Source organism: Curtobacterium sp. Csp2, assembly GCF_013347165.1.
On the sequence record NZ_CP054593.1, the window covers coordinates 296,069 to 320,084 of the forward strand.

General features: G+C 73.6%; 19 protein-coding genes. 14 read left to right on the forward strand and 5 right to left on the reverse strand.

The window, feature by feature from the left end; genetic code table 11:
* The 3 genes from HUN59_RS01515 to HUN59_RS01525 all read left to right on the forward strand — a co-directional run.
* Nucleotides 1–226: HAD-IA family hydrolase (locus tag HUN59_RS01515; RefSeq protein ID WP_174779326.1), on the forward strand; the 226-nt coding region annotated here is incomplete at its 5' end.
* Nucleotides 227–365: 139 nt separating this feature from the next.
* Complete coding sequence (locus tag HUN59_RS01520; RefSeq protein WP_174777306.1) at nt 366–1,019, forward strand: HAD-IA family hydrolase; 654 nt, start codon at nt 366–368, stop codon at nt 1,017–1,019.
* 113 nt (nt 1,020–1,132) lie between these two features.
* The gene (locus tag HUN59_RS01525; RefSeq protein WP_174777307.1) at nt 1,133–1,678 is read left to right on the forward strand and encodes a type 1 glutamine amidotransferase domain-containing protein; all 546 of its coding nucleotides are present in this window, start codon (nt 1,133–1,135) and stop codon (nt 1,676–1,678) included.
* 17 nt (nt 1,679–1,695) lie between these two features.
* Here HUN59_RS01525 and HUN59_RS01530 read toward each other — a convergent pair whose 3' ends face one another.
* Nucleotides 1,696–2,235 (reverse strand): molybdenum cofactor biosysynthesis protein, encoded by a 540-nt coding sequence (locus HUN59_RS01530; protein WP_174777308.1) that lies wholly within the window; start codon nt 2,233–2,235, stop codon nt 1,696–1,698.
* 291 nt (nt 2,236–2,526) lie between these two features.
* Between HUN59_RS01530 and HUN59_RS01535 the strand changes: the two genes are divergently transcribed.
* From HUN59_RS01535 to HUN59_RS01555, 5 genes are all read left to right on the forward strand, one after another.
* Complete coding sequence (locus tag HUN59_RS01535) at nt 2,527–4,092, forward strand: DNA-3-methyladenine glycosylase 2 family protein (protein ID WP_174777309.1); 1,566 nt, start codon at nt 2,527–2,529, stop codon at nt 4,090–4,092.
* A 42-nt stretch (nt 4,093–4,134) separates the two neighbouring features.
* Entirely contained in the window at nt 4,135–4,647 is a 513-nt protein-coding gene (locus tag HUN59_RS01540) for a methylated-DNA--[protein]-cysteine S-methyltransferase (RefSeq protein WP_058740745.1), read from the forward strand.
* A 135-nt stretch (nt 4,648–4,782) separates the two neighbouring features.
* Nucleotides 4,783–5,778: an alpha/beta fold hydrolase gene (locus tag HUN59_RS01545; protein WP_174777310.1), complete on the forward strand. Its 996-nt coding sequence runs from the start codon at nt 4,783–4,785 to the stop codon at nt 5,776–5,778.
* 29 nt (nt 5,779–5,807) lie between these two features.
* A complete protein-coding gene (locus HUN59_RS01550; protein WP_174777311.1) occupies nt 5,808–6,680 on the forward strand; it encodes a hypothetical protein in 873 nt (290 codons plus the stop codon).
* A 323-nt stretch (nt 6,681–7,003) separates the two neighbouring features.
* Nucleotides 7,004–8,473, forward strand: a complete 1,470-nt coding sequence (locus HUN59_RS01555; RefSeq protein WP_058740747.1) for an APC family permease — start codon at nt 7,004–7,006, stop codon at nt 8,471–8,473.
* Between the two features lie 135 nt (nt 8,474–8,608).
* Here HUN59_RS01555 and HUN59_RS01560 read toward each other — a convergent pair whose 3' ends face one another.
* A complete protein-coding gene (locus HUN59_RS01560) occupies nt 8,609–9,421 on the reverse strand; it encodes a LysE/ArgO family amino acid transporter (RefSeq protein ID WP_254629961.1) in 813 nt (270 codons plus the stop codon).
* 70 nt (nt 9,422–9,491) lie between these two features.
* Between HUN59_RS01560 and HUN59_RS01565 the strand changes: the two genes are divergently transcribed.
* Nucleotides 9,492–10,418: a LysR family transcriptional regulator ArgP gene (locus HUN59_RS01565; RefSeq protein ID WP_174777313.1), complete on the forward strand. Its 927-nt coding sequence runs from the start codon at nt 9,492–9,494 to the stop codon at nt 10,416–10,418.
* 6 nt (nt 10,419–10,424) lie between these two features.
* Here HUN59_RS01565 and HUN59_RS01570 read toward each other — a convergent pair whose 3' ends face one another.
* Nucleotides 10,425–10,970: a TetR/AcrR family transcriptional regulator gene (locus HUN59_RS01570; RefSeq protein ID WP_174777314.1), complete on the reverse strand. Its 546-nt coding sequence runs from the start codon at nt 10,968–10,970 to the stop codon at nt 10,425–10,427.
* A gap of 153 nt (nt 10,971–11,123) precedes the next feature.
* On the opposite strand from HUN59_RS01570, the gene HUN59_RS01575 reads away from it, so the two are divergent.
* From HUN59_RS01575 to HUN59_RS01590, 4 genes are all read left to right on the forward strand, one after another.
* Nucleotides 11,124–12,158: an aldo/keto reductase gene (locus HUN59_RS01575; protein WP_174777315.1), complete on the forward strand. Its 1,035-nt coding sequence runs from the start codon at nt 11,124–11,126 to the stop codon at nt 12,156–12,158.
* A gap of 448 nt (nt 12,159–12,606) precedes the next feature.
* Nucleotides 12,607–14,565, forward strand: coding sequence for a glycosyltransferase family 2 protein (locus HUN59_RS01580; RefSeq protein WP_254629962.1), 1,959 nt, complete (start codon nt 12,607–12,609; stop codon nt 14,563–14,565).
* Entirely contained in the window at nt 14,562–15,302 is a 741-nt protein-coding gene (locus HUN59_RS01585; RefSeq protein ID WP_174777316.1) for an HlyD family efflux transporter periplasmic adaptor subunit, read from the forward strand. Before HUN59_RS01580 ends, HUN59_RS01585 begins: the two co-directional genes overlap by 4 nt.
* Before the next feature lie 75 nt (nt 15,303–15,377).
* The gene (locus HUN59_RS01590; protein WP_174777317.1) at nt 15,378–17,363 is read left to right on the forward strand and encodes a glycosyl hydrolase; all 1,986 of its coding nucleotides are present in this window, start codon (nt 15,378–15,380) and stop codon (nt 17,361–17,363) included.
* 73 nt (nt 17,364–17,436) lie between these two features.
* Here the strand turns inward: HUN59_RS01590 and HUN59_RS01595 are convergent, their stop codons facing one another.
* Nucleotides 17,437–18,216, reverse strand: coding sequence for an Fpg/Nei family DNA glycosylase (locus tag HUN59_RS01595; protein WP_174777318.1), 780 nt, complete (start codon nt 18,214–18,216; stop codon nt 17,437–17,439).
* A 41-nt stretch (nt 18,217–18,257) separates the two neighbouring features.
* Nucleotides 18,258–23,060, reverse strand: a complete 4,803-nt coding sequence (locus HUN59_RS01600) for an ATP-dependent helicase (protein WP_174777319.1) — start codon at nt 23,058–23,060, stop codon at nt 18,258–18,260.
* Between the two features lie 160 nt (nt 23,061–23,220).
* Here HUN59_RS01600 and HUN59_RS01605 point away from each other — a divergent pair, with 160 nt between their 5' ends.
* Nucleotides 23,221–23,883: a PadR family transcriptional regulator gene (locus HUN59_RS01605; protein ID WP_420889721.1), complete on the forward strand. Its 663-nt coding sequence runs from the start codon at nt 23,221–23,223 to the stop codon at nt 23,881–23,883.
* Nucleotides 23,884–24,016 lie beyond the last annotated feature (133 nt).

Sequence of the window (24,016 nt, forward strand, 5' to 3'; positions counted from 1 at the left end):
CCCCGAGGGGTACCTGCGCGGTGCCGCCCTGCTCGGGGTCCCCGCCGAGCGGTGCCTGGCGTTCGAGGACGCCCCCGCCGGGGTCGAGGCCGCGCTCGCGTCCGGTGCCACCACGGTCGTCGTCGGGACCCTCTCGGCGCCGGTGACCGAGGGGCTGCCGCGCATCGCGGGGTACGACGGGCTCACGGTCGAGCGCGAAGGGGCCGGTTTCCGCGTCCGCGGCTGAACGTCGGCTCCGGACTGCGAACGGGTGGGGCGGTGCGGTGCGGTGCGGTGCCGAGTCTCGTGGTGGCGGACATGACTCGCGCTCCGGGACGCGAGTCTCGTCCGCCGGGCCGAGTCTCGGCGCGGCTAGGGTCGACGGTGTGATCGACGTCGTGGTGTCCGGGGTCCTGTTCGACATGGACGGGACGCTCGTCGACTCGACCACGGTGGTCGAGGCCGCGTGGGGTCGCTTCGGCGCGGAGCATGGCATCGCACCAGCCGAGATCCTCGCCTTCTCGCACGGTCGGCAGACGATCGACACCGTGCAGCGCTTCCTGCCGCACCTGTCGCCGGAGGACCAGCACGCGATCGTCGCGACGATGATCGCCGCCGAGATCGACTCCACCGACGGCATCGTCGAGGTCCCCGGCGCCGCCGCCTTCGTCCGGCGACTGCTCGACGCGGGGGTCCCGATCGCGCTCGTGACGAGTGCCCCGCGGGACCTCGCAGTCAAGCGCATGGTCGCGGCCGGGGTCCCCGTGCCCGAGGCCCTCGTGCCGTCGGAGGACGCCGAGCGGAGCAAGCCGCACCCCGAGGGGTACCTGCGCGGTGCCGCCCTGCTCGGGGTCCCCGCCGAGCGGTGCCTGGCGTTCGAGGACGCCCCCGCCGGGGTCGAGGCCGCGCTCGCGTCCGGTGCCACCACGGTCGTCGTCGGGACCCTCTCGGCGCCGGTGACCGAGGGGCTGCCGCGCATCGCGGGGTACGACGGGCTCACGGTCGAGCGCGAAGGGGCCGGTTTCCGCGTCCGCGGCTGAACGTCGGCTCCGGACTGCGAACGCGTCCAGCGCTCCCCGACGACGGTGGTGGTTGCGGTCAGGACCCTCGACCGCAGGTGTGGCCGGACGATCCCGGCCCGGAAGGAGCGACCATGGCAGCCCTCGACGGCAAGAAGATCCTCGTCATCGCGACGAACTACGGCGTGGAGCAGGACGAGATCGTCGTCCCCACCGACCAGCTCCGTGAGCGCGGCGCGGACGTGACCGTCGCCGCGCAGGAGTCCGGCTCGATCGAGACCCTCGTCGGCGACAAGGACCCGGGCAAGTCGGTGTCCGTCGACACCACCATCGGCAGTGTCAGCGGTGCTGGCGAATACGACGCACTCGTCGTCCCCGGCGGCACGATCAACGCCGACACCATCCGCCAGGACGCGGACGCGGTCGCCCTCGTCAAGGCGTTCGCCGAGGCCGGCAAGCCCGTCGCGGCGATCTGCCACGGGCCGTGGACGCTCATCGAGGCCGGCGTGGTCTCCGGCAGGACGATCACCTCGTTCCCGTCGCTCCAGACCGACGTGCGGAACGCCGGTGCGGAGTGGGTCGACCAGGAGGTCCAGGCCGACGGCGGCCTCATCACCTCGCGGAACCCCGACGACCTGCCCGCGTTCGTCGACGCGATCGAGCAGGCGCTCACCGCCTGACGCCGCCAGCACGCGGTTCAGGGCAGCGGCACGGGGCGGGTCGTCCGGAGCACCGCGGGTCCGAGGGTCAGCACCCCGTCGGACTCCGGGTCGCACCGGACCCCGCCCCGTCCCCGCATCGCACGGAACGCCCCCGGTGCGACCTCGTGGTCCATCCAGGCGCACGGGTTCGCCGGGCGGTACCCGCGGAACAGCACGGGCTCCTCGCCGGGGACCTGGAGCGAGAACGGCTCCCCGTGCAGCGCCTCGACGTCCGCGCCGCGGAGCACCACGTTCCGCCGGGTCGCCGCCGGGTCCACCGCCGCGCCGAGGGAGCGGCCGACCTCCTCGAGCCCCTCGACGCCGATGACCGTCACGGTGGCGTGCACGTGGGCCCGGGCGGCGAAGTACCGGTCGCCGACGATGCCCAGTCCCGCCCGGAGCTCGATCCGATCGCGGAGCTCGGGACCGTCGGCCGGCAGCGCCCCGTCCGCCGGGCGCCCCTCGTAGCGGTGCCGGGGTGACGCGAGGAGCAGGACGACCTCCACGGGGGTCTCGACGCGCAGGTCCTCGGCCACGCGCCCACCGTAGTCGTCGTGGCCGTGGCGCGCGCTCCAGCGGTCCTGGCGGTCGGCGGTCGTGGTGGTTCCGGCGGACTCGGCTGTCCTGCCGAGACCCCGCGGTCCTCGTGAGACGCCCCGTTCCCGGCGAGACGCCGCGAGTTCCGGAGGCGTCTCGGCGCGTTGGGGGCGTCTCGCGCGACCGAGTCGGGGCCGGCAGCGTCCACCGGCCGCCCGGTCATCGGTGGCCGTCGCTGCCGTGTCCGATTCCCGCCAGTCACTGTCGCCGGCCCGTGTCAGGGTTGCCGCATGACCAGCACCGCGGACGACACCCTGCACGCCGAGCGCTACCGCGTCGTCGCCTCCCGCGACGCGCGGTTCGACGGTCAGTTCGTCACCGCCGTGCACTCGACGGGCATCTACTGCCGACCGTCCTGCCCCGCCCGCACCCCGCGCGCGTCGGGGGTCACCTTCTTCCGCACCAGCGCTGCGGCGCACCTCGCCGGGTACCGCGCGTGCAAGCGGTGCCTGCCGGAGGCGACGCCGGGCAGCCCCGAGTGGGACCTGCGCGAAGACGTCGCCGGCCGGGCCATGCGGCTGGTGCTCGACGGGGTGGTGGAGCGCGAGGGCGTCCCCGGCCTCGCCGCTCGCGTCGGCTACTCGGAACGGCAGCTCGGTCGCATCATGACGACCGAGCTCGGTGCGGGACCGAAGGCGCTCAGCCGCGCACACCGCGCGCAGACCGCCCGCGCGTTGCTCACCTCGTCCGACCTCTCCGTTGCGGACGTCGCCTTCGCGGCGGGCTTCGCGAGCGTCCGACAGTTCAACGACACCATCCGCGAGGTCTTCGCCGTCACCCCCTCGCAGCTCCGCGCTCGCCGCGTGCTCCGCCCGGTCGAGGACGGCTGGCTGCACGTGCACCTGCCGGCCCGTGCACCGTTCGACGCACAGGGCCTGCTCGACTGGCACGCGCTCCACGCGCTCGCCGGGCTCGAGCAGGTGGAGCGGGACGACACGGGGCGGGTCACCTCGTACGGGCGGCTGGTCGACCTGCCAGGAGGCCCGGCTCGCTTCACGGCGTCGGCCTCGGCCACGCGGCCGGCCGGCCCCGCCGCGGGGCGGACCGGCATCGACCTGCGGGTGCGACTCACCACCCTGTCCGACCTGCCGACGCTCGTCGCGCGGGTGCGCTCGCTGTTCGACCTCGACGCCGATCCGGAGGCGGTGGACGCGGTCCTCGCGGCCGTCCCGGAGCTCGCACCGGCGGTGGCCCGTGTCCCGGGGATCCGGCTGCCGGGGCACGCCGACGCGGACGAGGTCCTGTTCCGCACCCTCATCGGCCAGCAGGTGTCGGTCGCCGCCGCACGTACGGCGCAGACCCGACTCGTGGCCGCGCTCGGCGCACCGGTGCCCGACGACCTGGTGCCGGGCGGTCGACTGTTCCCGACGGCTGCGGTGATCGCGGAGCACGGTCGCGAGGTCCTCCGGGGCCCGGCGGCGCGCGTGGACACCATCATCCGAGTGGCCGAGGCGCTCGCGGTCGGCACGCTCGTCGTCGACGCCGGGCAGTCCCTCGACGAGCTCCGGGACGGGCTCCTCGCGGTGAAGGGCATCGGCCCCTGGACCGCCGACTACGTGGCACTGCGGGTCCGGCACCACCCCGACGTGTTCCTCCACAGCGACCTCGCCGTGCGGAACGGTGCACAGGAACTCGGACTGCCCGGTGCGGCGCGCGAGCTCTCCGTACGGTCGGAGCAGGTGGCGCCGTGGCGGAGCTACCTGACGATGCACTGCTGGCGGCCGATCGTCGACCGGGCGGCCGCCGTCGCCGAGACGAGCGCGCGGGCCGCGGCGGCAGCCGCCGAACGAAGCTGACAAACGAGCCAGCTCGACGCTGATCAACGAGGAGGACGATCGATGACCGACGCCATCATCCAGACACTGGACACGCCAGACGGGCCCTTCACCGTGCTCGAGGACTCGGAGGGCCGCGTGCTCGCCTCGGGGTGGACCGACGACGCCGAGCGCATCGTCGCCCGGCTGGCCGACCGACACCGACCCGAGCGCGTGGTCGACGGCACCGTCCGCGCTGCCGAGGCGGTGGACGCCTTCTACGACGGGCAGGTCGAGCACGCCATGCAGGTGCCCGTGCGGCAGTTCGGCACGGACCTCTTCGCCGAGGGGTGGCGACAGCTCCGGGCGATCCCGGCCGGGTCCGTGCTCACCTACACCGAGCTCGCGAGTGCCATGGGTCGGCCCGACGCGATCCGAGCTGCCGCGAGCGTGTGCGCGAGGAACGCCCCGGCGCTCTTCGTGCCGTGTCACCGGGTCCTCCGGTCGGACGGCACCCTCGGCGGGTTCGCGTGGGGCCTCGACGTCAAGCGGTCCCTGCTCGAGCGGGAGTCGGTGGGCGCGACGGCGCTGGTGTGACGGGTACTGGCCGTCCTCCCCCTGCTTGCGGGTGGTGACGCGGACCGGGGCGCCTGCCATGCTCTCGGTACCGACACCAGCACGGTCCGTCCCGAGGACCCGACGCAGCGCCGTCGCACCACCCCGAGGACACCCATGCACGACGACCGTTCCCGCACCCCCGAGCACGCGGTGGGGCCTCCCGGAGCGCCCGGCGCCCCGGGGAGCGCCATCGCGCCGGCCCCGCTCCCGGCCGGGCACCTCTCGCCCGGGCAGCCCTCGGCCGGGCAGCCCTCGGCCGGACACTTCTCGGTCGGGCACCTCGACCGGATCGTGCACTCGGCGGACGGCACGCCGCTCGCCGTCTCCGAGGCCGGCTCCGGTCCGACCCTGCTCGTCGTCGGCGGCGCCTTCGACCACCACGGCACGCCGACGGTGGACCGGCTCGTCCGGGCACTCCGCGACCGCTACCGGGTCGTCACGTACGACCGGCGCGGCCGGGGCGCGAGCGGAGACACCGCCCCGTGGTCGATCGAGCGCGAGATCGAGGACATGGCGGCGGTCGTCACCTCGGTCCCCGGTCCCGTCGACGCGCTCGGCACGTGTGTCGGTGCGGGCCTCGTCCTCCGTGGACTCGCGGCCGGCGTCCCGCTCCGGCGCGCGGTGCTCTGGGAACCGCCGTACCGCGCGACCGTCGACCCGCACGCCGACGACGTCCTGCTCGCGGACGTCCTCGACGAGCACGTCGCCGCGGGCCACCGCGGGCAGGCGGTGCGGGCGTTCCTCGCCCAGGTCCTCGGCCTGCCGATGGGCCAGGTCACCGCCGCGCGGCTCCGACCGCGGCTGTGGCGGGCCCTCCTCGCCGACGCCCACGTGCTCTCCCGCGACGTCCGGGTCCTCGGCGGACTGGCGGTCCCGCAGCGCGTCGCCGAAGCGGTGGGCGTCCCGGTGCTCGTCGCCGCGGGGGACGCCGGGGTCGAGTGGATGCGTGCAGCAGCTGCGGCGCTCGCCGAGGCCGTGCCGGGTTCGCGGTCCCTCGTCGTCCCGGGACAGGGGCACGTGCCCGACCCCGTGGTCCTCGGGCACCTGGTCGACCGCTTCACGGGAGTCGACGCACCGAGCGTCGATCCAGGGGACACCGACGCGCACTGACCGACCGGCTGCTGCGAGAGGATGGTGCGGTGACTGCTCCCCGCCTCGGCCTGCTGCTCGACGTCGACGGACCGATCGCCAGCCCGGTGACCCGGACCATCGCGATCCCGTCCATCGTCGAGGACCTCGTCGCCCTCGCCGCCGAGGGCATCCCGATCGTCTTCAACACCGGTCGGAGCGACGCCTTCATCCGGCAGGAGGTCGTCGGTCCGCTGCTCGCCGGCGGTCTGGCCGAGGGTACCCGGGTGCACGCCGTGTGCGAGAAGGGCGCCGTCTGGTGCTCCATCGGACCGCAGTACGACGGCGGCATGGGTGAGCTGACGGTCGCCGAGGACCTCGCGCTCCCACGCGACTTCGCGGACGAGATGCGCGAGCTCGTCCGGGCCGAGTACGCCGACCTGGTGTTCTTCGACGAGACGAAGCGCGCGATGGTGTCGATCGAGCAGCGCGTCGAGGTGCCGAACGCGACCTACCTGGCACGCCAAGCCGACTTCGACGCACAGGCGATGGCGGCGCTCGTGCGTCGGGGCCTCGGCGTGCGCCGCCTCGACGACGTCCGGCCGGACGCCGACGGTGCCGTGCAGTGGCGCATCGACCCGACGATCATCTCGACCGACGTCGAGTCGGACCGGTCCGGCAAGGACCTCGGCGCGGAGCGGTCGCTCGAGCTGCTGTCGGCGGACGGCGAGCTGCCGGTCACCTGGCGGACGGTCGGGGACTCGCGCAGCGACTACGCGATGGCGGACTGGCTGCACGCGAACGGCCACGAGGTCGCCCACGTCGACGTCCGACCCGCCGACGGGGTCCTCGCGACGCCGTACCCGGTGCTCACCGCTCCGGACGGGATCATCCACGACGAGGCGGGCGCACGCTTCCTCACGGAATGGCGCCGCGCCGCTTGACCGGTCCCGCGTGGGGCTGCAGCCGACGCGCCCACCCGGCCCCGTGCAGGACCGCAGCCGACGCGCCCACCCGGCCCCGTGCCTCCCGTCCGAGACGCCGTCGTCTCCGCGAGACGCCCCGCTCGAGCCGAGACGCCGCCCCGTCCCACGGCGTCTCGCCGGCTTGGCGGCGTCTCGCCGACCTGGCGGCGTCTCGCCGACCTCGCGTGGCCCGACCGCCGCCGCCCAACCCCCGCCCCGCGACGCCCGGACCGTTTGCGGACCGGGGTGGTACACCAGTACCCTTCCGGGGTCCACCGCCAGACCGATGACGGGAACCTCCCATGGCACTCCGCACCAAGTCGATCGAGGCCTCGCTGGCCGACTCCGAGGAGCAGGGCCGGTCACTCAAACGGTCCCTCAAGACGTTCGACATCGCCGCGATGGGCATCGCGGTCGCGGTCGGCGCCGGCATCTTCTCCGTCGGCGCGAACGCCGCCGCCAACTTCGCCGGACCGAGCGTCATCATCTCGTTCCTGCTCGCCGCCGTCACGTGCGGCCTGGCGATCATGTGCTACGCCGAGTTCGCGTCGACGATCCCGGTCGCCGGCTCGGCGTACACGTTCACCTACGCGACCATGGGCGAGCTCCTCGCCTGGATCGTCGGGTGGGACCTCATCCTCGAGACCCTCACCGCGAGCGCCGTCATCGCGAAGTACTGGGGCATCTACCTCAGCACCGCGTTCGGGGTGTTCGGCATCGACCTGCCCGACACGATCCAGCTCGGCCCGATCGGCTTCACGTGGGGGCCGGTGCTCATCGTCGGCCTGTTCACCGTGCTGCTGGCGTTCGGCACGCGCCTGTCGAGCCGGGTGTCCGCGGTCATCACGGTCATCAAGGTCGCGATCGTCGTCTTCGTCATCGTCGCCGGGGCGTTCTTCGTCAAGGCCGCGAACTTCGCGCCCTTCGTCCCGCCGGCCGAGCCGACCAAGGGTGCCGAGGGCGGCGTCCTGACGCAGTCGCTCGTGTCCTTCGTCACGGGCTCCGCGCCCGCGCAGTACGGGGTGTTCGGGCTGCTCGCTGCGGCCTCGCTCGTGTTCTTCGCGTTCATCGGCTTCGACGTCGTCGCGACGAGCGCCGAGGAGACCGAGAACCCGCAGAAGACCCTGCCCCGCGGCATCTTCATCGGGCTCGGCATCGTCACGCTGCTCTACGTCGGCGTCAGCATCGTCATCACCGGCATGGTCTCGTACCGGCGCCTGGCGGAGGAGGACGCCCCGTCCCTCGCCTCGGCCTTCGACATCGTGGGCCTGCCGTGGGCGGCGGGGATCATCGCGATCGGTTCGCTGATTGGCCTCACCACCGTCGTGATGGTGCTGCTGCTCGGCCTGTCGCGCATCGTGTTCTCGATGAGCCGTGACGGCCTGCTGCCCCGTTGGTTCTCGAAGACGAACCCGAAGACGCAGACCCCGGTCCGGGTGCAGGTCGTCGCGGGTGTGGTCGTGGCGTTCATCGCCGGGTTCACCGCGGTCGAACGTCTCGAGGGCATGATCAACATCGGCACGCTCTCCGCCTTCGTCCTCGTGTCGATCGGCATCGTCGTGCTCCGCAAGACCCGTCCGGACGCGCCCCGCGCCTTCCGGGTGCCGTGGTCGCCGGTGCTCCCGATCATCTCGGCGGTGCTGTGCTTCTGGCTCATGCTCAACCTCGAGGTCGAGACGTGGCTGCGGTTCATCGTGTGGCTGGCGATCGGCTTCGCGATCTACTTCGGGTACAGCCGTCGGCACAGCCGGGTGGGCAAGGGCCTGCAGTAGGCGGCGCCTGCGACTCGTCCTCGGCACAACGCGAAGCACTCCGCGCCACGGGTTTCCGTGGCGCGGAGTGCTTTCGGTTGTGCGCGCGCACGACACGCCGCAGCCCGCCACGCGGCGCGCTGCGGTCGGCCCGCGCTACGCGCCGACGGCCAGCGCGACGCCGAACGACAGCATCACGACGGCGACCAGGCCGTCGAACACGCGCCAGGTGGGCGGCCGGGCGAACAGCGGCCGCAGTAGCCGCCCGCCGAACCCGAGGGCACCGAACCACAGGCAGCTCGCCGCCACGGCCCCGATCGTCCACCACCAGCGGTCGTCGACGCCCTGCTGGTTCGCCACCGACCCGAGGAACACGAGCGTGTCGAGGTACACGTGCGGGTTCGCCCACGTGAACACGAGCATGGTCAGGACCGCGGCCCGCATCGTCGGTGCGGCCGGGCGCGTGGTCACCCCACCCCGGCTGGGAGGCGCGACCCCCGTCCGCCCCGCCGGCTCGGCCGTCGGGCCGGTCGCCGACGCGCTGGTCGCGGACGTGCTGGGCGCAGTCGCGTTGGGCGCCGGGATGCTGGTCCGGGTCTGCCCGGCGGGTGCCGCTGCCGGTGCCGGCACCCCGTCGTCGTCCGCTGCCTGCTCGACGCGCATCGCATCCCCGGACGGCCGCAGCGCGCGCTTCGCCGCGAGGGCCCCGTAGGCCAGCAGGAACGCCGCCCCCACGAAGCGGATGACGACGACCGCGACGGGGAAGCGCTCGACGACCACCCCGACGCCGAGGACGCCCGCCAGGATGAGCACCGCGTCCGACACCGCGCACACCACGACGGAGGCCGCGACCACCCGGACCGACGCGGTCACCGCGAGCCGGAGCAGGTAGGTGTTCTGGACGCCGATCGCCACGATCAGCGCGAGTCCGGTGCCGAGGCCGGCGAGCAGGGGGAGGAGCGCGTTCACCCGTCCGACGCTAGGGCTGCCGCGACCTGCAGGCCAGCTCACGTTCCTGTAGCACCGTAAGCTCAGCTGCATGCTCCGGCTGCAGCGCGACCACCTCGAGACCCTGCTCGCCGCGGTCGACCACGGCACCCTCGACGCCGCGGCACGGGCGCTGTCGATCACCCCGTCGGCGGTGTCGCAGCGGATCAAGGCGATGGAGCAGCAGCTCGGCCGGGTCCTGCTCCAGCGGACGACCCCGGTGGCGCCGACCGCCGACGGCGAGGTCGTCCTCCGACACGCGCGGCAGGCGCGGCTGCTCGACGACGAGACCGCACGGGCGCTCGGGGTGGGTCCCGGTGGGGACGCAGCGCTGCCGGTGGTACCCTCAGTCGCCCTCGCCGTGAACGCCGACTCCCTCGGCACGTGGTTCCTCGACGCGCTCGCCCTCGTCCGTGCGGACACCGAGGTGGTGTTCGACCTGCACCGCGAGGACCAGGACCGCACCGCCGAGCTCCTGCGTGCCGGCACCGTGATGGCGGCGGTCACCGCCGAGGCCGACCCGGTCCAGGGCTGCTCGTCCGTGCTGCTCGGCGTCGACCGGTACCGCGCCGTGGCGTCCCCGGCCTTCGTCGCCCGGTACCTGGACGGCGCGGACACCGAGCGACGGATGACCGACCGGCTCGACCGGGTCCCGCTCGTCGACTACGACCGCGACGACGACCTGCAGCAGGGGTACCTCCGCCGGGTCCTCGGGCACGCCCCCGGCGGTCCGCGCCACTTCGTCCCGACCTCGGCCGACTTCGCCCGCGCGGTGACGCTCGGGTTCGGCTGGGGGATGCTCCCCGAGGCGCAGTGCCTGCAGGGTCTGCGGGAGGGCTCGCTCGTCGAGCTCACCCCGGGCCGACGGGCCGACGTGGCGCTCTGGTGGCAGCGGTGGAACCTGGCGTCCCCGTTGCTCGAGCGCGTGACGGACGCCGTGCGGACGACCGCGCGGGAGTGGCTGCACCAGCCTGCCTGACGGGGCTCAGGCGGTCGCGCGCCAGCGGAGCCCGTCGACGAGCAGGCCGACCAGGTGCTGGCTCTGCTCGACGGTGGGTGCGCCGTGGCACAGGTCGGCGACCGCGCGGAGCAGCTGGGTCGCGTCGAGGTCGCTCCGGATGGTTCCAGCGGCCGAGGCGGCGTCGAGCAGCCCGGTCAACGCGCCGCCGAGCCGGTCGATGAACCACGGGTGCAGGCCCTCGAACGCCGGGTCCCCGGACTGCAGGGCGGCCGCGAGACCGCGCTTCGTGGCGACGAACCCGGTGAAGCGCTGCAGCCACCGGGCGAGCGCCTCGTCCGGCTCGTGCTCGGCGCTGAGTTCAGCAGCAGCGTCCGCGCAGTCCTCGACGGCCTGGCGGAACACCGCGACGACCAGGTCGGACCGCTGGGGGAAGTGCCGGTAGAGCGTGCCCACACCGACCCCGGCGCGTTCGGCGACCACCCGGGCGGGGGCGTCGACGCCCTGCTCGGCGAAGACCGCACGGGCGGTGTCCACGAGGGCGTCGAGGTTGCGGCGGGCGTCGGCGCGCACGGGGCCTCCGGTCGGTGGGTGTCGGGATGCGCGGTCCGACCGCGCGGGGCTTGCGGAAACGGAACAGCGTTCCGTATGGTTCCGGAAGAGCGTTCCGGTTCCGTCCACGATACGGCACGGGAGCACCGGGCGCCACGGACAGGAGGCACTCCCATGCAGTACCGCACCCTCGGCCGCACCGGCATCCAGGTCAGCCCCTTCGCACTCGGCGCGATGATGCTCGGCACGGACGGCCGGATCGGCAACGGCGACGAGCAGGACTCGATCCGCATCGTCCACCGCGCCCTCGACGCCGGCATCAACCTCATCGACACCGCGGACCGCTACTCACAGGGCGGGTCCGAGACGCTGATCGGCAAGGCGATCGCGGGCCGCCGGGACGACGTCGTGCTCGCGACGAAGTTCAACGGCCCGATGGGCGACGACCCCAACCGGCGCGGCAACTCCCGACGCTGGATCACCCGCGCGGTCGAGGACTCGCTCCGCCGACTGCAGACCGACCACATCGACCTGTACCAGGCGCACCGCGCGGACGACACCGTCGACCTCGAGGAGACCCTGTCCGCCCTCACCGACCTCGTGCGGAGCGGCAAGGTCCGGGCGATCGGCAGCTCGGACTTCCCGGCGTCGATGCAGGTCGAGGCACAGTGGACCTCGGAACGCCGCGGCCTCGAGCGCTTCCGCTCCGAGCAGCCGACCTACTCGATCCTCAACCGCGGCATCGAGCGCGAGGTGCTGCCCGTCGCCCAGCGGTACGGGATGGGCGCGCTGGTGTGGAGCCCGCTCGCCGGCGGCATGCTGACCGGACGCTTCCGGAAGGGGCAGCAGAGCGACCTCGCCCGCGTCGGGATGTTCCGGCACAACCAGGACGCGCGCCGGATCGACGCCGTGGAGCAGGTGGCGGCGCTGTCCGAGGACACCGGCATCCCGATGACGCACCTGGCGCTGGCGTTCGCGATCGCCCACCCCGGGGTGACGAGCGCGCTGATCGGCCCGCGCTCGACGGAGCAACTCGACGACCTGCTCGCCGCGGCCGACGTCGCACTGTCCGACGAGGTCCTCGACCGCATCGACGCGATCGTCCCGCCCGGAGCCGACGTCTCCCGGCTCGACCAGCAGTACGAGCCGCCGGCGATCACCCGGCAGGAGCTCCGGCGCCGCCCGCTCGCCGAGCGCTCCGCCGCCTGACCCCTCCCTCCCCCCCCTCGCAAGACGCAACGTCGGCGGATGCTCGCAGCGCGATACCGCTGCGAGNATCCGCCGACGTTGCGTTTCGCGGAACGCGCCGCCGCGGAACGCCGCCCCGCCCGACACGCGCGCCCGGCGCCGGGGCGTGCGGGAATGCGGGAAACCGCAAGGATCGGCGCTCCGGTGCCGAGTTCACCCGCTGGACACACGGCGCGGCCGACCGGCTCGTAGTGTCGACCAGACCGACGGCGACGGGCCGTCGCCGCACGACCGCTCACGACACACCGAACAGCGCGTCCGCACCCTCGGACGCCGTCCCCCCCCGATGCCGGGTCCCTAGCCCCGGCACCGAACCCATGTCGCCACAGTCGCCGACGCCCGTCTCGCGTACCGTCGGCGTCCCCGCCTGCCGGTCGCGAGTCTCTCCCGACCCGACAGGAGAACCGCCATGTCCGCACCCACGGACCTCCGCCGACCGCGCCCGGACGCGGTGCCGAACCCGCCGTACCGGCGGAACTCGCCCCCGCGGTCGCCCGACGTCGGCGAACCCGCGGACACGGCCGCGGCCCCGAGTGCGGGCGCGACCGCCGCGCCGAACGAGTCGCGCACGACGGGTGCTCCGTTCCTGTCCAGCACGCCCCGCGACCGGGTCCGTCGCCGCGCCCTGGGCGAAGCCGTCCCGCACGTGCGCCCCCGCTCCGAGATCCGCGCGCACAGCCCGGTCATGGTGCTCATCGTGCTCGTGGCGACGCTCGGCGTCATGGCGTACGCGGTGTTCCTGCTCGACCCAGCCAATCGCGGCGACTTCCTGCCGTACGGCCTGGTGATCGTCGCGGAGAGCGTCCTCGTCGGCCAGGCCCTGCTGTCGATGTGGACGATCCTGTCCGGCGGCGCCGACCCGCGCGACTTCGGGTTCCACCACACCCAGGACACGCTGTTCGACCGCGACGCCGTCGCCCGTGACGGCCTGTCCGACCAGCCGCACCGCTGGCCGATGCACGTCCGCGGCCGCCGGGTCGAGGTCGACGTGTTCATCACGGTCTACGGCGAGGAGCTGTCGAAGATCGCCGCGACCGTGCAGGCCGCCCTCGCGATGCGCGGCGAGCACCGCACATGGGTGCTCGACGACGGACGGAGCGACGAGGTGCAGGCGCTCGCCGCCGAGCTCGGCGCCCGCTACGTCCGCCGCCTGTCCTCGCACGGCGCGAAGGCCGGCAACATCAACCACGCCCTGACCCTCGCGAAGGGCGACTACTTCGCGGTGTTCGACGCCGACTTCGTGCCGAAGCCCGACTTCCTGTTCGAGACGGTCCCGTTCTTCGCGGACGACGGCATCGCGTTCGTGCAGACGCCGCAGACGTACGGCAACCTGCACAACCTGGTGTCCCGCGGCGCCGGCTACATGCAGACCGTGTTCTACAAGTTCATCCAGCCCGGCCGCAACCGCTTCAACGCGGCGTTCTGCGTCGGCACGAACGTCGTCTTCCGCCGCAGCGCGATCGACGAGGTCGGCGGCATCCACACCGACTCGAAGTCCGAGGACGTCTGGACCAGCCTGATGCTCCACGAGCGCGGGTGGAAGTCCGTCTTCATCCCGATGACCCTGGCCGTCGGTGACGCCCCGGAGACCATCGAGGGCTTCACGAAGCAGCAGCTCCGCTGGGCCACCGGCGGGTTCGAGATCCTGCTCACGCACTTCCCGTTCAACCCGAAGCACCGGCTGTCGATGGACCAGCGGCTGCAGTACCTCGTCACCGCGAGCTTCTACCTGACGGGCATCGTCCCCGGGCTGCTGCTCCTCGTGCCGCCGCTGGAGATCTTCTTCGACCTGCGCCCGATGAACCTGTCGATCGGCCCGGGCGAGTGGGTGCTGTTCTACCTCGGCTTCTACCTGATGCAGGTGCTGCTCGCGTTCTACGCCCTCGGGTCGTTCCGGTACGAGACGCTGCTGCTCGCGGCGGTGTCGTTCCCGATCTACGCGAGCGCCCTCTGGAACGTCCTCTGCGGCAAGGAGCAGGCCTGGCACGTCACCGGCGCGAACCGCGGCCGGACCCCGTCGCCGTTCAACTTCATCGTCCCGCAGGTCCTGGTGTTCGTCTTCCTGTCGCTGACGAGCGTGGTCGCCGTGTGGCGGGACGAACACAACGGCCAGTTCACCCTGGCGACGGCCTGGAACATCACGAACACCCTCGTGTTCCTCGCCTTCATCGTGGCCGCGTTCCGCGAGCAGGCCCGGAACCGCGTCGCCGACCGCGAGCGCGCCCGCGGCGGCGTCGCCCGCCCGACCCTCGCCGTGGCGCAGGCCCCCGCCCGCCCGGTCCGGACGACCGTCGTCCGACCCGACATCCTCGAACCCCAGCGCGCCGCGATCGCCGGCGTCGCGACGCAGGACGGACACCGCGCATGACCTGGACCAACCGACTCCGACTGTTCGGCGGCCTGCTGGTCGTCCTGGTGGTCGTCGCCGCCTGCACCCTGGTGTTCAACCAGCGGCAGAGCGCCGTCGCCAGCACCTCCGCCGCGATCGCCGCGCAGGAGTACGCCGTGGGCACCGACTACGGCGGCACCGTGACGCAGGAGTACGTCGAGGAGGGCGACACCGTCCAGAAGGGCGCGAAGCTGATCCAGGTGCAGAGCCTGCAGCTCGCACAGGACATCCGGAAGGGCGTCGTCGGGGCGGACACCCAGACGAGCGCCTACGACATCGGCGAGGACGGGCTCATCACGTTCAAGGCCGAGGTCTCGGGCACGATCGCGAAGATCGACGTGAAGACCGGCGGCTACGTGCAGGCCGGTTCCGAGCTCGGCACGATCCACAAGGCGGACAGCCTGTTCGTGACGTCGAACTTCACCGTCACGCCCCGCGACTACGGCCGGATCCGCACCGGCGCCGAGGTCGAGCTCCGCCTGCCCGACGACCGCACCGTCACGGGTCGCGTCAAGAGCGTCAGCGTCGAGACGAACGCCGACGGCCAGGCGAAGACCACCGTCGACGTGGAGAGCCGCGAGCTGTCCGCCTCGCCGTCCTCGGGGATCACGAGCCCCGGCACGCCGGTCGACGCCACGCTGCACCTGCAGGACGACGGCGAGCTCGCCGGGGTCACGGACATGGTCCGGGACTTCTCCCGCCAGATCGGGCTGTAGCCGGTGCGCCCCGCGTCCCGGACCGACGGGGCGGGCCCGACCCGTGCCTCCCGTCCGGTCCTGCTGGTCACCCTGGTGACGGCCGTCACCCTCCTGGTCACCGCGTGCACCGGGCCGGGAGGCACGGATCACCCGACCCCGTCGGCCTCTGCCACCGACCAGGCGGCCCAGGCGCGCGCGGTCGCCGCCCTGGGTGACGTCACGTCCTCCACCGCGGGGACGATGCGCCTGGCGGACGGGCTGTTGCCCCCGACGAACCGGTGGTTCTCCGGGCTCGTGTTCGGCGCGGCACCGCAGCCGGTGTTCCCGTCACCGATCTCGTGGCAGGTCACGAGCGGCGGGTTCGCCGCCGGGCTGCCGGACGTCACCGCGACCGAGAAGACCATCGCGGGCGGCGCCGTGCCGCAGGTCGGCTTCGACCTCGGCGCGACGAGCACCCTGGTGTCGGCGTACGACGCGGTGTCGGTGACCGTCGAACACCGCGACGGCGACACCGTGCTCGGCCACTCCGTCGTCGCCGAGGGCTCACCGCTCGTGACCTACACGGCCGCACGCGACGGGCAGCTCCGCGCCACCACGCCGCTCACCCGCACCGGTGACGGCACCGCGACCATGACCGGCGGCGGCCGCACCTGGCAGGTCGTCGTCCGCGACGGCACCGTCGACGCCTCCGGGATCGCGCTGCGGGAGGGCGGCTCGGTCGTCCTGCTGCCGACCCCGGACGGGGCGAGCGCGTCCCAGGTCGCACGGCTCATCGCGGCCGCGCGGCCCCTCGTCGGCACGACCCTCGAACGCAGCGCGACCCGGTCCACGCAGCGCACCACGCTCGGCTACGACTTCGGCGGCGGTGCGGGCGTCCTCGTCCCCCAGGCCGGTCAGGGCACGTCCGGCCTGTCGTGCACCGGGCTGGAGGTCGCGACCATCACCGGGCCCGCCCCGGTCTGCACCGGCACCGCCCTGCGGTTCTCGGCGGAGACCGTGCAACCCGACGACCGTCTCGACCTGTCCGGGCTCTCCGCGGCGGACCGCACCACGCTCACCGACCAGGTCCGCGAGGACGCCGCCGGGGTCGACCCGTCGTCGTACGCCGCCGACACCTACGGCGGCGGCAAGGACCTGTACCGCGTCGCGACGCTGTACCGGCTCGCGGTCGGGCTCGGTCTCGACGACCAGGCGGCGGCGCTGAAGTCGTCGATCGTCAGCGAGCTCGACCAGTGGTTCGACGCGTCCGGCTGCGGCGACCGCAGCGCCCGGTGCTTCCGGTACGACCCGACCGTGCACGGGCTCGTCGGGCAGCAGCCGTCCTTCGGGTCCGACGAGTTCAACGACCACCACTTCCACTACGGCTACCTGCTGTCCGCGGCGGCGATGGTCGCGGACGGGGACGACGCGCTCGTGTCCCGGTGGCGGACGGTCGCCGACCTGGTCGCGGCGGACATCGCCTCGCCGACGCAGACGACGTCCTTCCCGGCGCTCCGCGTCTACGACCCGTACGCGCAGCACTCGTGGGCATCGGGGTACTCGCCCTTCGCGGACGGCAACAACCAGGAGTCCGCCTCCGAGGCGGTGTCCGCCTGGAACGGCGTCGCCCGCTGGGGCACGGTGTCCGGTTCGGCGTCCCTGCGCTCGGTCGGCACCTGGCTGCTGTCGAACGAGGCGGCGTCGGCCCAGCGCGACGTCCTCGACCCGGACCTGTCCGCCTTCCCGGGCTTCACGCACCGGGTGGTGTCCCTGAACTGGGGCGGCAAGCGCGACCACGCGACGTGGTTCAGCGCCGCGGCGGCGGCCCCCGCCGGGATCGAACTCATCCCGATGCCCGCGACGGCGGGGGAGTACGCCGGCGCCGGTGGTCGGGCGCAGATCCAGCGGGTCCTCGACGAGGCGGTGCCGGACGGCCGCTACGACGTGCAGTTCGGCGACTACCTGCTCATGTACCGGGCGCTCGGCGGGAAGTCGGACGCGGCGGCGGCGCTCGCGGCGGCGAAGCGGTTGCCGGACGCGGTCGTCGACGCGGCGAACTCGCGGTCGTACCTGTACGCGTGGATCATGACGCGGACCTGACGCGGCGCGCCGGCGGGATCACGCGGGCCGGCAGGCTGCCGGGTGCCGTGGGCCGGCGCTGCGGCCGCTCCCGCTACGTCTGGCAGCGTGGGCACCAGTAGGTGTCGCGCAGGGTCAGCTCGGAGTCGCCGAGCTCACCGTGCCGGATCGGCGTCCCGCACCGCAGGCAGGGCTTGCCGGCCCGTCCGTACACCCAGAAGCGCCGACCCGGGCGGTCGACGCCCGTCGTCACGCGGGCGTTGCGGTCGCGGTTCGCCAGGATGAGCCGGCTCGCGAGCGCGATCGTCCGCGCCGGGTCCTGCACCTGCCCGACCGGCCGCGTCGGCAGCACACCGCGCAGGAAGCACAGCTCGTTCCGGTACACGTTGCCCAGGCCCGCGAGCACCCGTTGGTCGAGCAACGCCAGTCCGACGGGGCGGTCCGGTTCGGCCGTGAGGTTCGCGAGCGCCCGGTCGGCGTCCCAGTCCGGGCCGAGCAGGTCCGGCCCCAGGTGTCCGACGACCTCGGACTCCTGCTCGCGCGGGACCACCTCGAGCACCCCGAGGGTGAAGCCCACGGTGGACACGTCCTCGGCGTCCAGCACCACGCGTGCCTGGTGCGCCGGCCGTCGCCAGCGCTCACCCGGGGCGTAGACGTCCCACCGCCCCTCCATCTTCAGGTGCGAGTGCACGGTCAGGTCGCCGATCCGGTGGAGCAGGTGCTTGCCGCGCGGGACGACCTCGTCGACGGTCCGACCGACCAGGTCGAGCGTCGCGAACGCGGGCACCCGGAAGTCCGAGCGGGTCAGGACCTTGCCGGCGAGGGCGGTGTGCAGTCGGCGGGCGGCCCGGAAGACGGTGTCACCCTCGGGCACGGCACGGCCTTCCGCTCGGAGTCGCTCCGGTCGTGCTCGGTTCAGACACGGAGCCGCACCCCCTGCGGCGTCGCCGTGAAGCCCGCCTCGCGCAGGGCGCTGCCGAGCGGGCTCTCGAGGACGAACTCCCCGTCCACCCGCTCGACCGCGAGCTTCCGGAGCCCCGAACGCACCACCGCGGCGATGGACCGTGCCGCCGCGAGCAGGTCCGCCGGGTCGTCGGTGAACGTCAGGACGGACTTCCCGCCCCGTTCGACGTAGACCACCAGGCGGCCGTCGACGGTCGTGACCAGCGCGCCGGCCTTCCGTCCGGGACGGTGCCCACGGGTCTTGCCCGTGCCGGTGGAGGCAGCTGCGGCTCGCACCGTGCTGGTGCTGGTGCTGGTGCCGGCGGCCACGGCGTCGGCGTCGGCGCCGTCGGCCGCGCCCGTGGTGTCCGCCGGGTCGCCGTCGGACGGCCACGGCAGCGCCGCACCGTACGGGTTCGCGGGGTCGGTCGCGGCGAGGGTCAGCGCCTGGCGCTCCCGGTCGGCGTCGGCACGCTCGTCGTCGTCCAGGTCCCGCGCGTACGTCCGGAGCCGGTCGACCGTGGGGCTCGTCGCGAACTGCGCCGCCCCGAGTCCCTCGACGAAGTACCCGCGGCGGGCCCGACCGGACTCCTCGAACCGGCTGAGCACCCGGTACACGCCGGCGAATCCGCCCCGCACGCCCTCGACCTGCACGGCACCCCGGGTCACGACGCCGTACCGCTCGAGCAGCTGCTCCGCGGTCGCGGCGGCGCGGACGGTGCCGTCGGACTCGGCGAGCGGCAGCAGCGACCACCGGCCGCCGACCGACGGCGGACCGGACTGCGTCGGGAGCGTCGGGCGTCGCCGGCCGCGGTACGGCCGGGAGCGCGGCGCGCTCGTGCTCTTCGCCTTCCCGCCGAGCATCGCGCGGAGCGGGGCGAAGGTGTCGTTCGTGATCTGTCCAGCCCAGACGAGGTCCCACAGCGCCGTCGCCAGGGCGGTGTCGTCCGTGCTGCCGACCGCCTGGCCGAGCTGCCGGAAGAAGTACGCGCCGCCGCCGGCGAGTGCGCCGAGCACGTCGCGCTGGAGCTCGGTGGTCTCGTCGCCCGAGGGCTCGGCGAGCGTCGTCTCCGCCGTGTCCGCCAGGTGGAGTCGGACCCACCCGTCGTTGCCGGGGAGCGTGCCACCGCCGGACCACAGGACCTCGCCCGTGGCGGTGAGCTCGTCGAGCATGCTCGTCGAGTAGTCGCTGACCCGGGCGGGCAGCACGAGGGTCTCCCATGCGCTCGCGGGCAGGGCGACGCCGGCGAGCTGGTCGATCACCTGCAGGACACCGTCCACGCCGCGCAGCCCACCGCGGGTCCCCGGGGTGTGCACGTGCTGCCACGCGGGCAGGAAGCGCGCGAGGGTGTCCGGCGACACCGGCTCGACCTCGTGCCGCAGGGCCGCGAGCGACTTCGTGCGGATGCGGCGGAGCACCTCGGCCTCGCACCACTCCGCACCCTGTCGGTCCGGCCGGAACTCGCCCTCGACGACCCGGCGGTCGGCGACGAGTCGGCGCAGGGTGTCCTGGACGACCGCGACGCCGAGCCCGAGGCGCCCGGCGGCGTCCTGCAACGAGAACGGTCCGTGCGACCGCGCGTACCGGCCGACCAGGTCGCCGAGGGGGTCGGCGACGGGCTCGACGAACGCGGTCGGGACGCCGATCGGCAGCGGGACCCCGAGGGCGTCCCGCAGGCGCGAGGCGTCCTCGATCACCGCCCAGCGGGTCGTCCCGGCCTGGCTGAAGGAGAGCACCCGCCGGTCGCGCTCGAGCGACTCGAGGGCGGTCCGCACCGTGGCTTCCGCCGCCTGCTGGTCGGCCGCGTCGGCGAGCCAGCTGCGTGCCGTCAGCTCCGGCAGGTCGAGCGCCCCGACGAGCCGGAGCACGTCGACGATGCCCTCGGCGTCCCGCGCACGACGGTCGGGCGACAGCCGCTGCAGGTCACGTTCGACGGAGGCGATCACCTCGGGGTCGAGCAGCTCCCGGAGCTCGGCGCGCCCGAGCAGCTCGCCGAGGAGCGTCGAGTCGAGCGACAGCGCCGCGGCCCGGCGCTCGGCGAGCGGGGAGTCGCCCTCGTACATGAACGCCGCGACGTACCCGAACAGGATCGACCGGGCGAACGGTGACGGCTGCTCGGTCTCACGCTCGACCAGGCGGATGCGGCGCTCGCCGATCTGGTCCGCGATGCCGAGCAGCGCGGGGACGTCGTACACGTCCTGCAGGACCTCGCGTACGGTCTCGAGGACGATCGGGAACGTCGGGTACTTCTGCGCGACCTCGAGCAGCTGCGAGGCGCGCTGGCGCTGCTGCCAGAGCGGTGACCGCTGCCCGGGGTTCCGGCGCGGCAGCAGCAGGGCGCGCGCCGCGCACTCGCGGAAGCGCGCGGCGAACAGCGCCGAGCCGCCGACCTCGTCCGTCACGACGGCTTCGAGGTCGTCGCGCTCGAACACGAACAGGTCGGCCCCCGGCGGCTCGGCGTCGGTCTCCGGGATCCGGACGACGATCCCGTCGTCGGCGGCCATCGCGTCGCCGTCGATCCCGTGTCGTTCGCGGAGCCGGGCGCCCACGGCCAGGGCCCACGGGGCGTGCACCTGCATCCCGTACGGCGAGTGCAGGATGAGCCGCCAGTCGCCGAGCTCGTCACGGAACCGCTCGACCACCAGGGTCGTGTCGTTCGGGACGTGTCCGGTGGCCTCGCGCTGCTCGCGGAGGAAGGTCAGCAGGTTCGTGACGGCGCGGTCGTCCAGCCCACCGGCGGCCACCCGTGCGCGGGCGTCCTCGTCCGAGGCGCCCTCGACCTCGCGGACGAACGCACCCGTCGCCTTGCCGAGCTCGGCGGGCCGGCCGATGCCGTCGCCCTTCCAGAACGGGACGCGTCCCGGCTGCCCGAACGCCGGGCTGACGAGCACCCGGTCGTGGGTGATCTCCTCGATGCGCCAGCTCGTCGCGCCGAGGGCGAACACGTCGCCGACCCGGGACTCGTAGACCATCTCCTCGTCGAGCTCGCCGACGCGGGACGCCTTCTCGCCGACCATGAACACGCCGAACATGCCGCGGTCGGGGATCGTGCCACCGCTCGTGACCGCGAGCCGCTGCGCTCCCGGTCGCCCGGTCAGGGTGCCGTGCACGCGGTCCCACACCAGGCGCGGCCGGAGCTCGGCGAACTCGTCGCTCGGGTAGCGCCCCGTCACCAGGTCGAGCGTCGCCTCGAACGCGGAGCGCGGCAAGGAGCTGAAGGGGGCACTCCGCCGGACGAGCTCGAACCAGTGCTCGACGTCGACGGTGTCGATCGCACCGGCGGCGACGGTGTGCTGTGCGAGGACGTCGAGGGGGTTCGCGGGTACCGAGATCGACTCGATCTGCCCGGACACCATGCGCTCGACGGTGACCGCGCTGTTCACGAGGTCGGCGCGGTGCTTCGGGAACAGCACACCGCGGGAGATCTCGCCGACCTGGTGTCCCGCGCGGCCGACGCGCTGCAGGCCGCTCGCCACGGACGGCGGTGCCTCGACCTGCACGACGAGGTCGACCTCGCCCATGTCGATGCCGAGCTCGAGCGAGCTCGTCGCGACGACGCAGCGCAGGCGCCCGGACTTCAGGTCGTCCTCGATGATCGCGCGCTGGTCCTTCGACACCGAGCCGTGGTGCGCCCGGGCGAGCACCGGGACCGCCGGGTCGGACCCGCCGCCGTCGGTCTGCCCGGACTGCCCGATCACCTGCGCCGGCGGCCGCTTCGGCTGCGCGACGGGAGCGTGCGCGGACGCGCGACCGGGCGACTGCCCGACCGGTCCGGCCCCAGCACCGCCCGGTCCGGACCCGGCACCGGCAGCACCGACGGCCGCCGGTTCGCGCACGTCCCGCGCCGCCAGCACCCGTTCCTCGTGGATCTCGTTCAACCGCGCGGTCAGGCGTTCGGCGAGTCGTCGGGAGTTCGCGAACACGATCGTCGACCGGTGCTCCTCGACCAGGTCGACGACCCGTTCCTCGACGTGGGGCCAGATCGAGCCGTTCGTCGGCGACTCGGTGGCATCGGCGCCGACCGGAGGCGCGCCGAGCTCGGTCATGTCGTCGACCGGCACGACGACCCGCAGGTCGAAGGTCTTCTGCGCGGGCGGCGCGATGATCGTGACGGGTGCCCGGCCGCCGAGGAACCGAGCGACCTCCTCCGCGGGCCGCACGGTGGCGGACAGACCGATGCGCTGCACGGGCGCGTCGAGCAGGTCGTCGAGCCGCTCGAGCGACACGGCGAGGTGCGCCCCGCGCTTCGAGGACGCGACCGCGTGCACCTCGTCCACGATCACGGTGTCGACGTTCACCAGGGTCGCGCGCGCCGCGGAGGTGAGCATGAGGTACAGCGACTCGGGCGTCGTGATGAGGATGTCCGGCGGCTGGCGGAGCAGGCGCTGCCGGTCGGCGGACGGGGTGTCCCCGCTCCGGACCCCGACGGTGACCTCGGGCGGCTCCGTGCCGAGCCGCCGGGCCGTCTGCGTGATGCCGACCAGCGGACTGCGGAGGTTCCGCTCGACGTCCACCCCGAGGGCCTTGAGCGGCGAGACGTAGAGCACCCGCGTGCGCTGCTTGGCGGGTGGACGGTCCGTCGCGCTGATGAGCCGGTCGATCGACCACAGGAACGACGCCAGGGTCTTGCCGGACCCGGTCGGGGCGATCACCAGCGCGTGCTGCCCGGTCGACACGGCGTCCCAGGCGCCGGCCTGCGCGGCGGTCGGGGCGGCGAACGCGCCGCGGAACCACTCCGCGGTCGCGGGGGAGAAGCGCTCGAGGACGTCCGTCATGGTCCGTCCCATCCTGCCCGCGGCCACCGACAGCGGGCCAAGCAAGACCGATGCTTGACATCGCGATAGTTAGCGATCTATCGTTGACGCATCGCGACACGCACACAATAGGTCGCGAGCCCACTTCACCCGACACACAGAAGGAGTCCTCATGCACACCATGCACGACGACCAGATGCACGACCGCCGCGACCAGCGCGGCACCGGTCCGCGCGGCCCCCGCTTCGGCGGCGCGCGGCAGCACCACGGGCACGGCTTCCCCGGCCGCGACCGCGGTGACCACGACCACGGCGGACGCGGTGGCTTCGGTCCCGGGTTCGGCGGACGCGGCTTCGGCCCGGGCTTCGGTCCCGGGTTCGGCGGCGGCCCCGGCTTCGGCCGCGAACGCCGTCGTCGCGGCGACGTCCGTCTCGCGATCCTCGGCCTCCTCGCCGAGGGCCCGCAGAACGGCTACGCCGTGATCAAGACCATCGCCGAGCGCACCGGCGGCGCCTGGAAGCCGAGCCCCGGCTCGGTCTACCCGACGCTCCAGCAGCTCGTGGACGAGGACCTCGTCGTCTCGACCGGCGACGGGCGCAAGACGCTGTTCGAGCTCACCGAGGCGGGCAGGGCCGAGGCCGCGGCCAAGGCGGACGAGATCGCCGCGGCGTTCGACGCCGCCCCGGGCATGCCGGACACGCAGCGTGAGTTCGTCGAAGCACTCCGGAAGACCATGGGCGTGCTGCACGTGTACCGGTCGAACGCGACCGACGAGCAGACGAAGGCGGCCACCGCGAAGATCGACCAGCTCCGCAAGGACCTGCTGCAGATCCTCGCGGACTAGCGGCTCGCGTCCGACGCGACACGACGACGGCCGGGAGGCACGTGGCGGGCCCGCCACGTGCCTCCCGGCCGATCCGCAGCACCTGCGCAAACCGCACGCGGGATACCCCAGGGGGGGACCACGTTGCTCCCGG

Coding starts and splice junctions, on each gene's coding strand:
- HUN59_RS01525 (WP_174777307.1), top strand. CDS start 1,133: ATGGCAGCCCTCGACGGCAAGAAGATCCTCGTCATCGCGACGAACTAC.
- HUN59_RS01535 (WP_174777309.1), top strand. CDS start 2,527: ATGACCAGCACCGCGGACGACACCCTGCACGCCGAGCGCTACCGCGTC.
- HUN59_RS01540 (WP_058740745.1), top strand. CDS start 4,135: ATGACCGACGCCATCATCCAGACACTGGACACGCCAGACGGGCCCTTC.
- HUN59_RS01545 (WP_174777310.1), top strand. CDS start 4,783: ATGCACGACGACCGTTCCCGCACCCCCGAGCACGCGGTGGGGCCTCCC.
- HUN59_RS01555 (WP_058740747.1), top strand. CDS start 7,004: ATGGCACTCCGCACCAAGTCGATCGAGGCCTCGCTGGCCGACTCCGAG.
- HUN59_RS01565 (WP_174777313.1), top strand. CDS start 9,492: ATGCTCCGGCTGCAGCGCGACCACCTCGAGACCCTGCTCGCCGCGGTC.
- HUN59_RS01575 (WP_174777315.1), top strand. CDS start 11,124: ATGCAGTACCGCACCCTCGGCCGCACCGGCATCCAGGTCAGCCCCTTC.
- HUN59_RS01580 (WP_254629962.1), top strand. CDS start 12,607: ATGTCCGCACCCACGGACCTCCGCCGACCGCGCCCGGACGCGGTGCCG.
- HUN59_RS01585 (WP_174777316.1), top strand. CDS start 14,562: ATGACCTGGACCAACCGACTCCGACTGTTCGGCGGCCTGCTGGTCGTC.
- HUN59_RS01600 (WP_174777319.1), bottom strand. CDS start 23,060: ATGACGGACGTCCTCGAGCGCTTCTCCCCCGCGACCGCGGAGTGGTTC.
- HUN59_RS01605 (WP_420889721.1), top strand. CDS start 23,221: ATGCACGACGACCAGATGCACGACCGCCGCGACCAGCGCGGCACCGGT.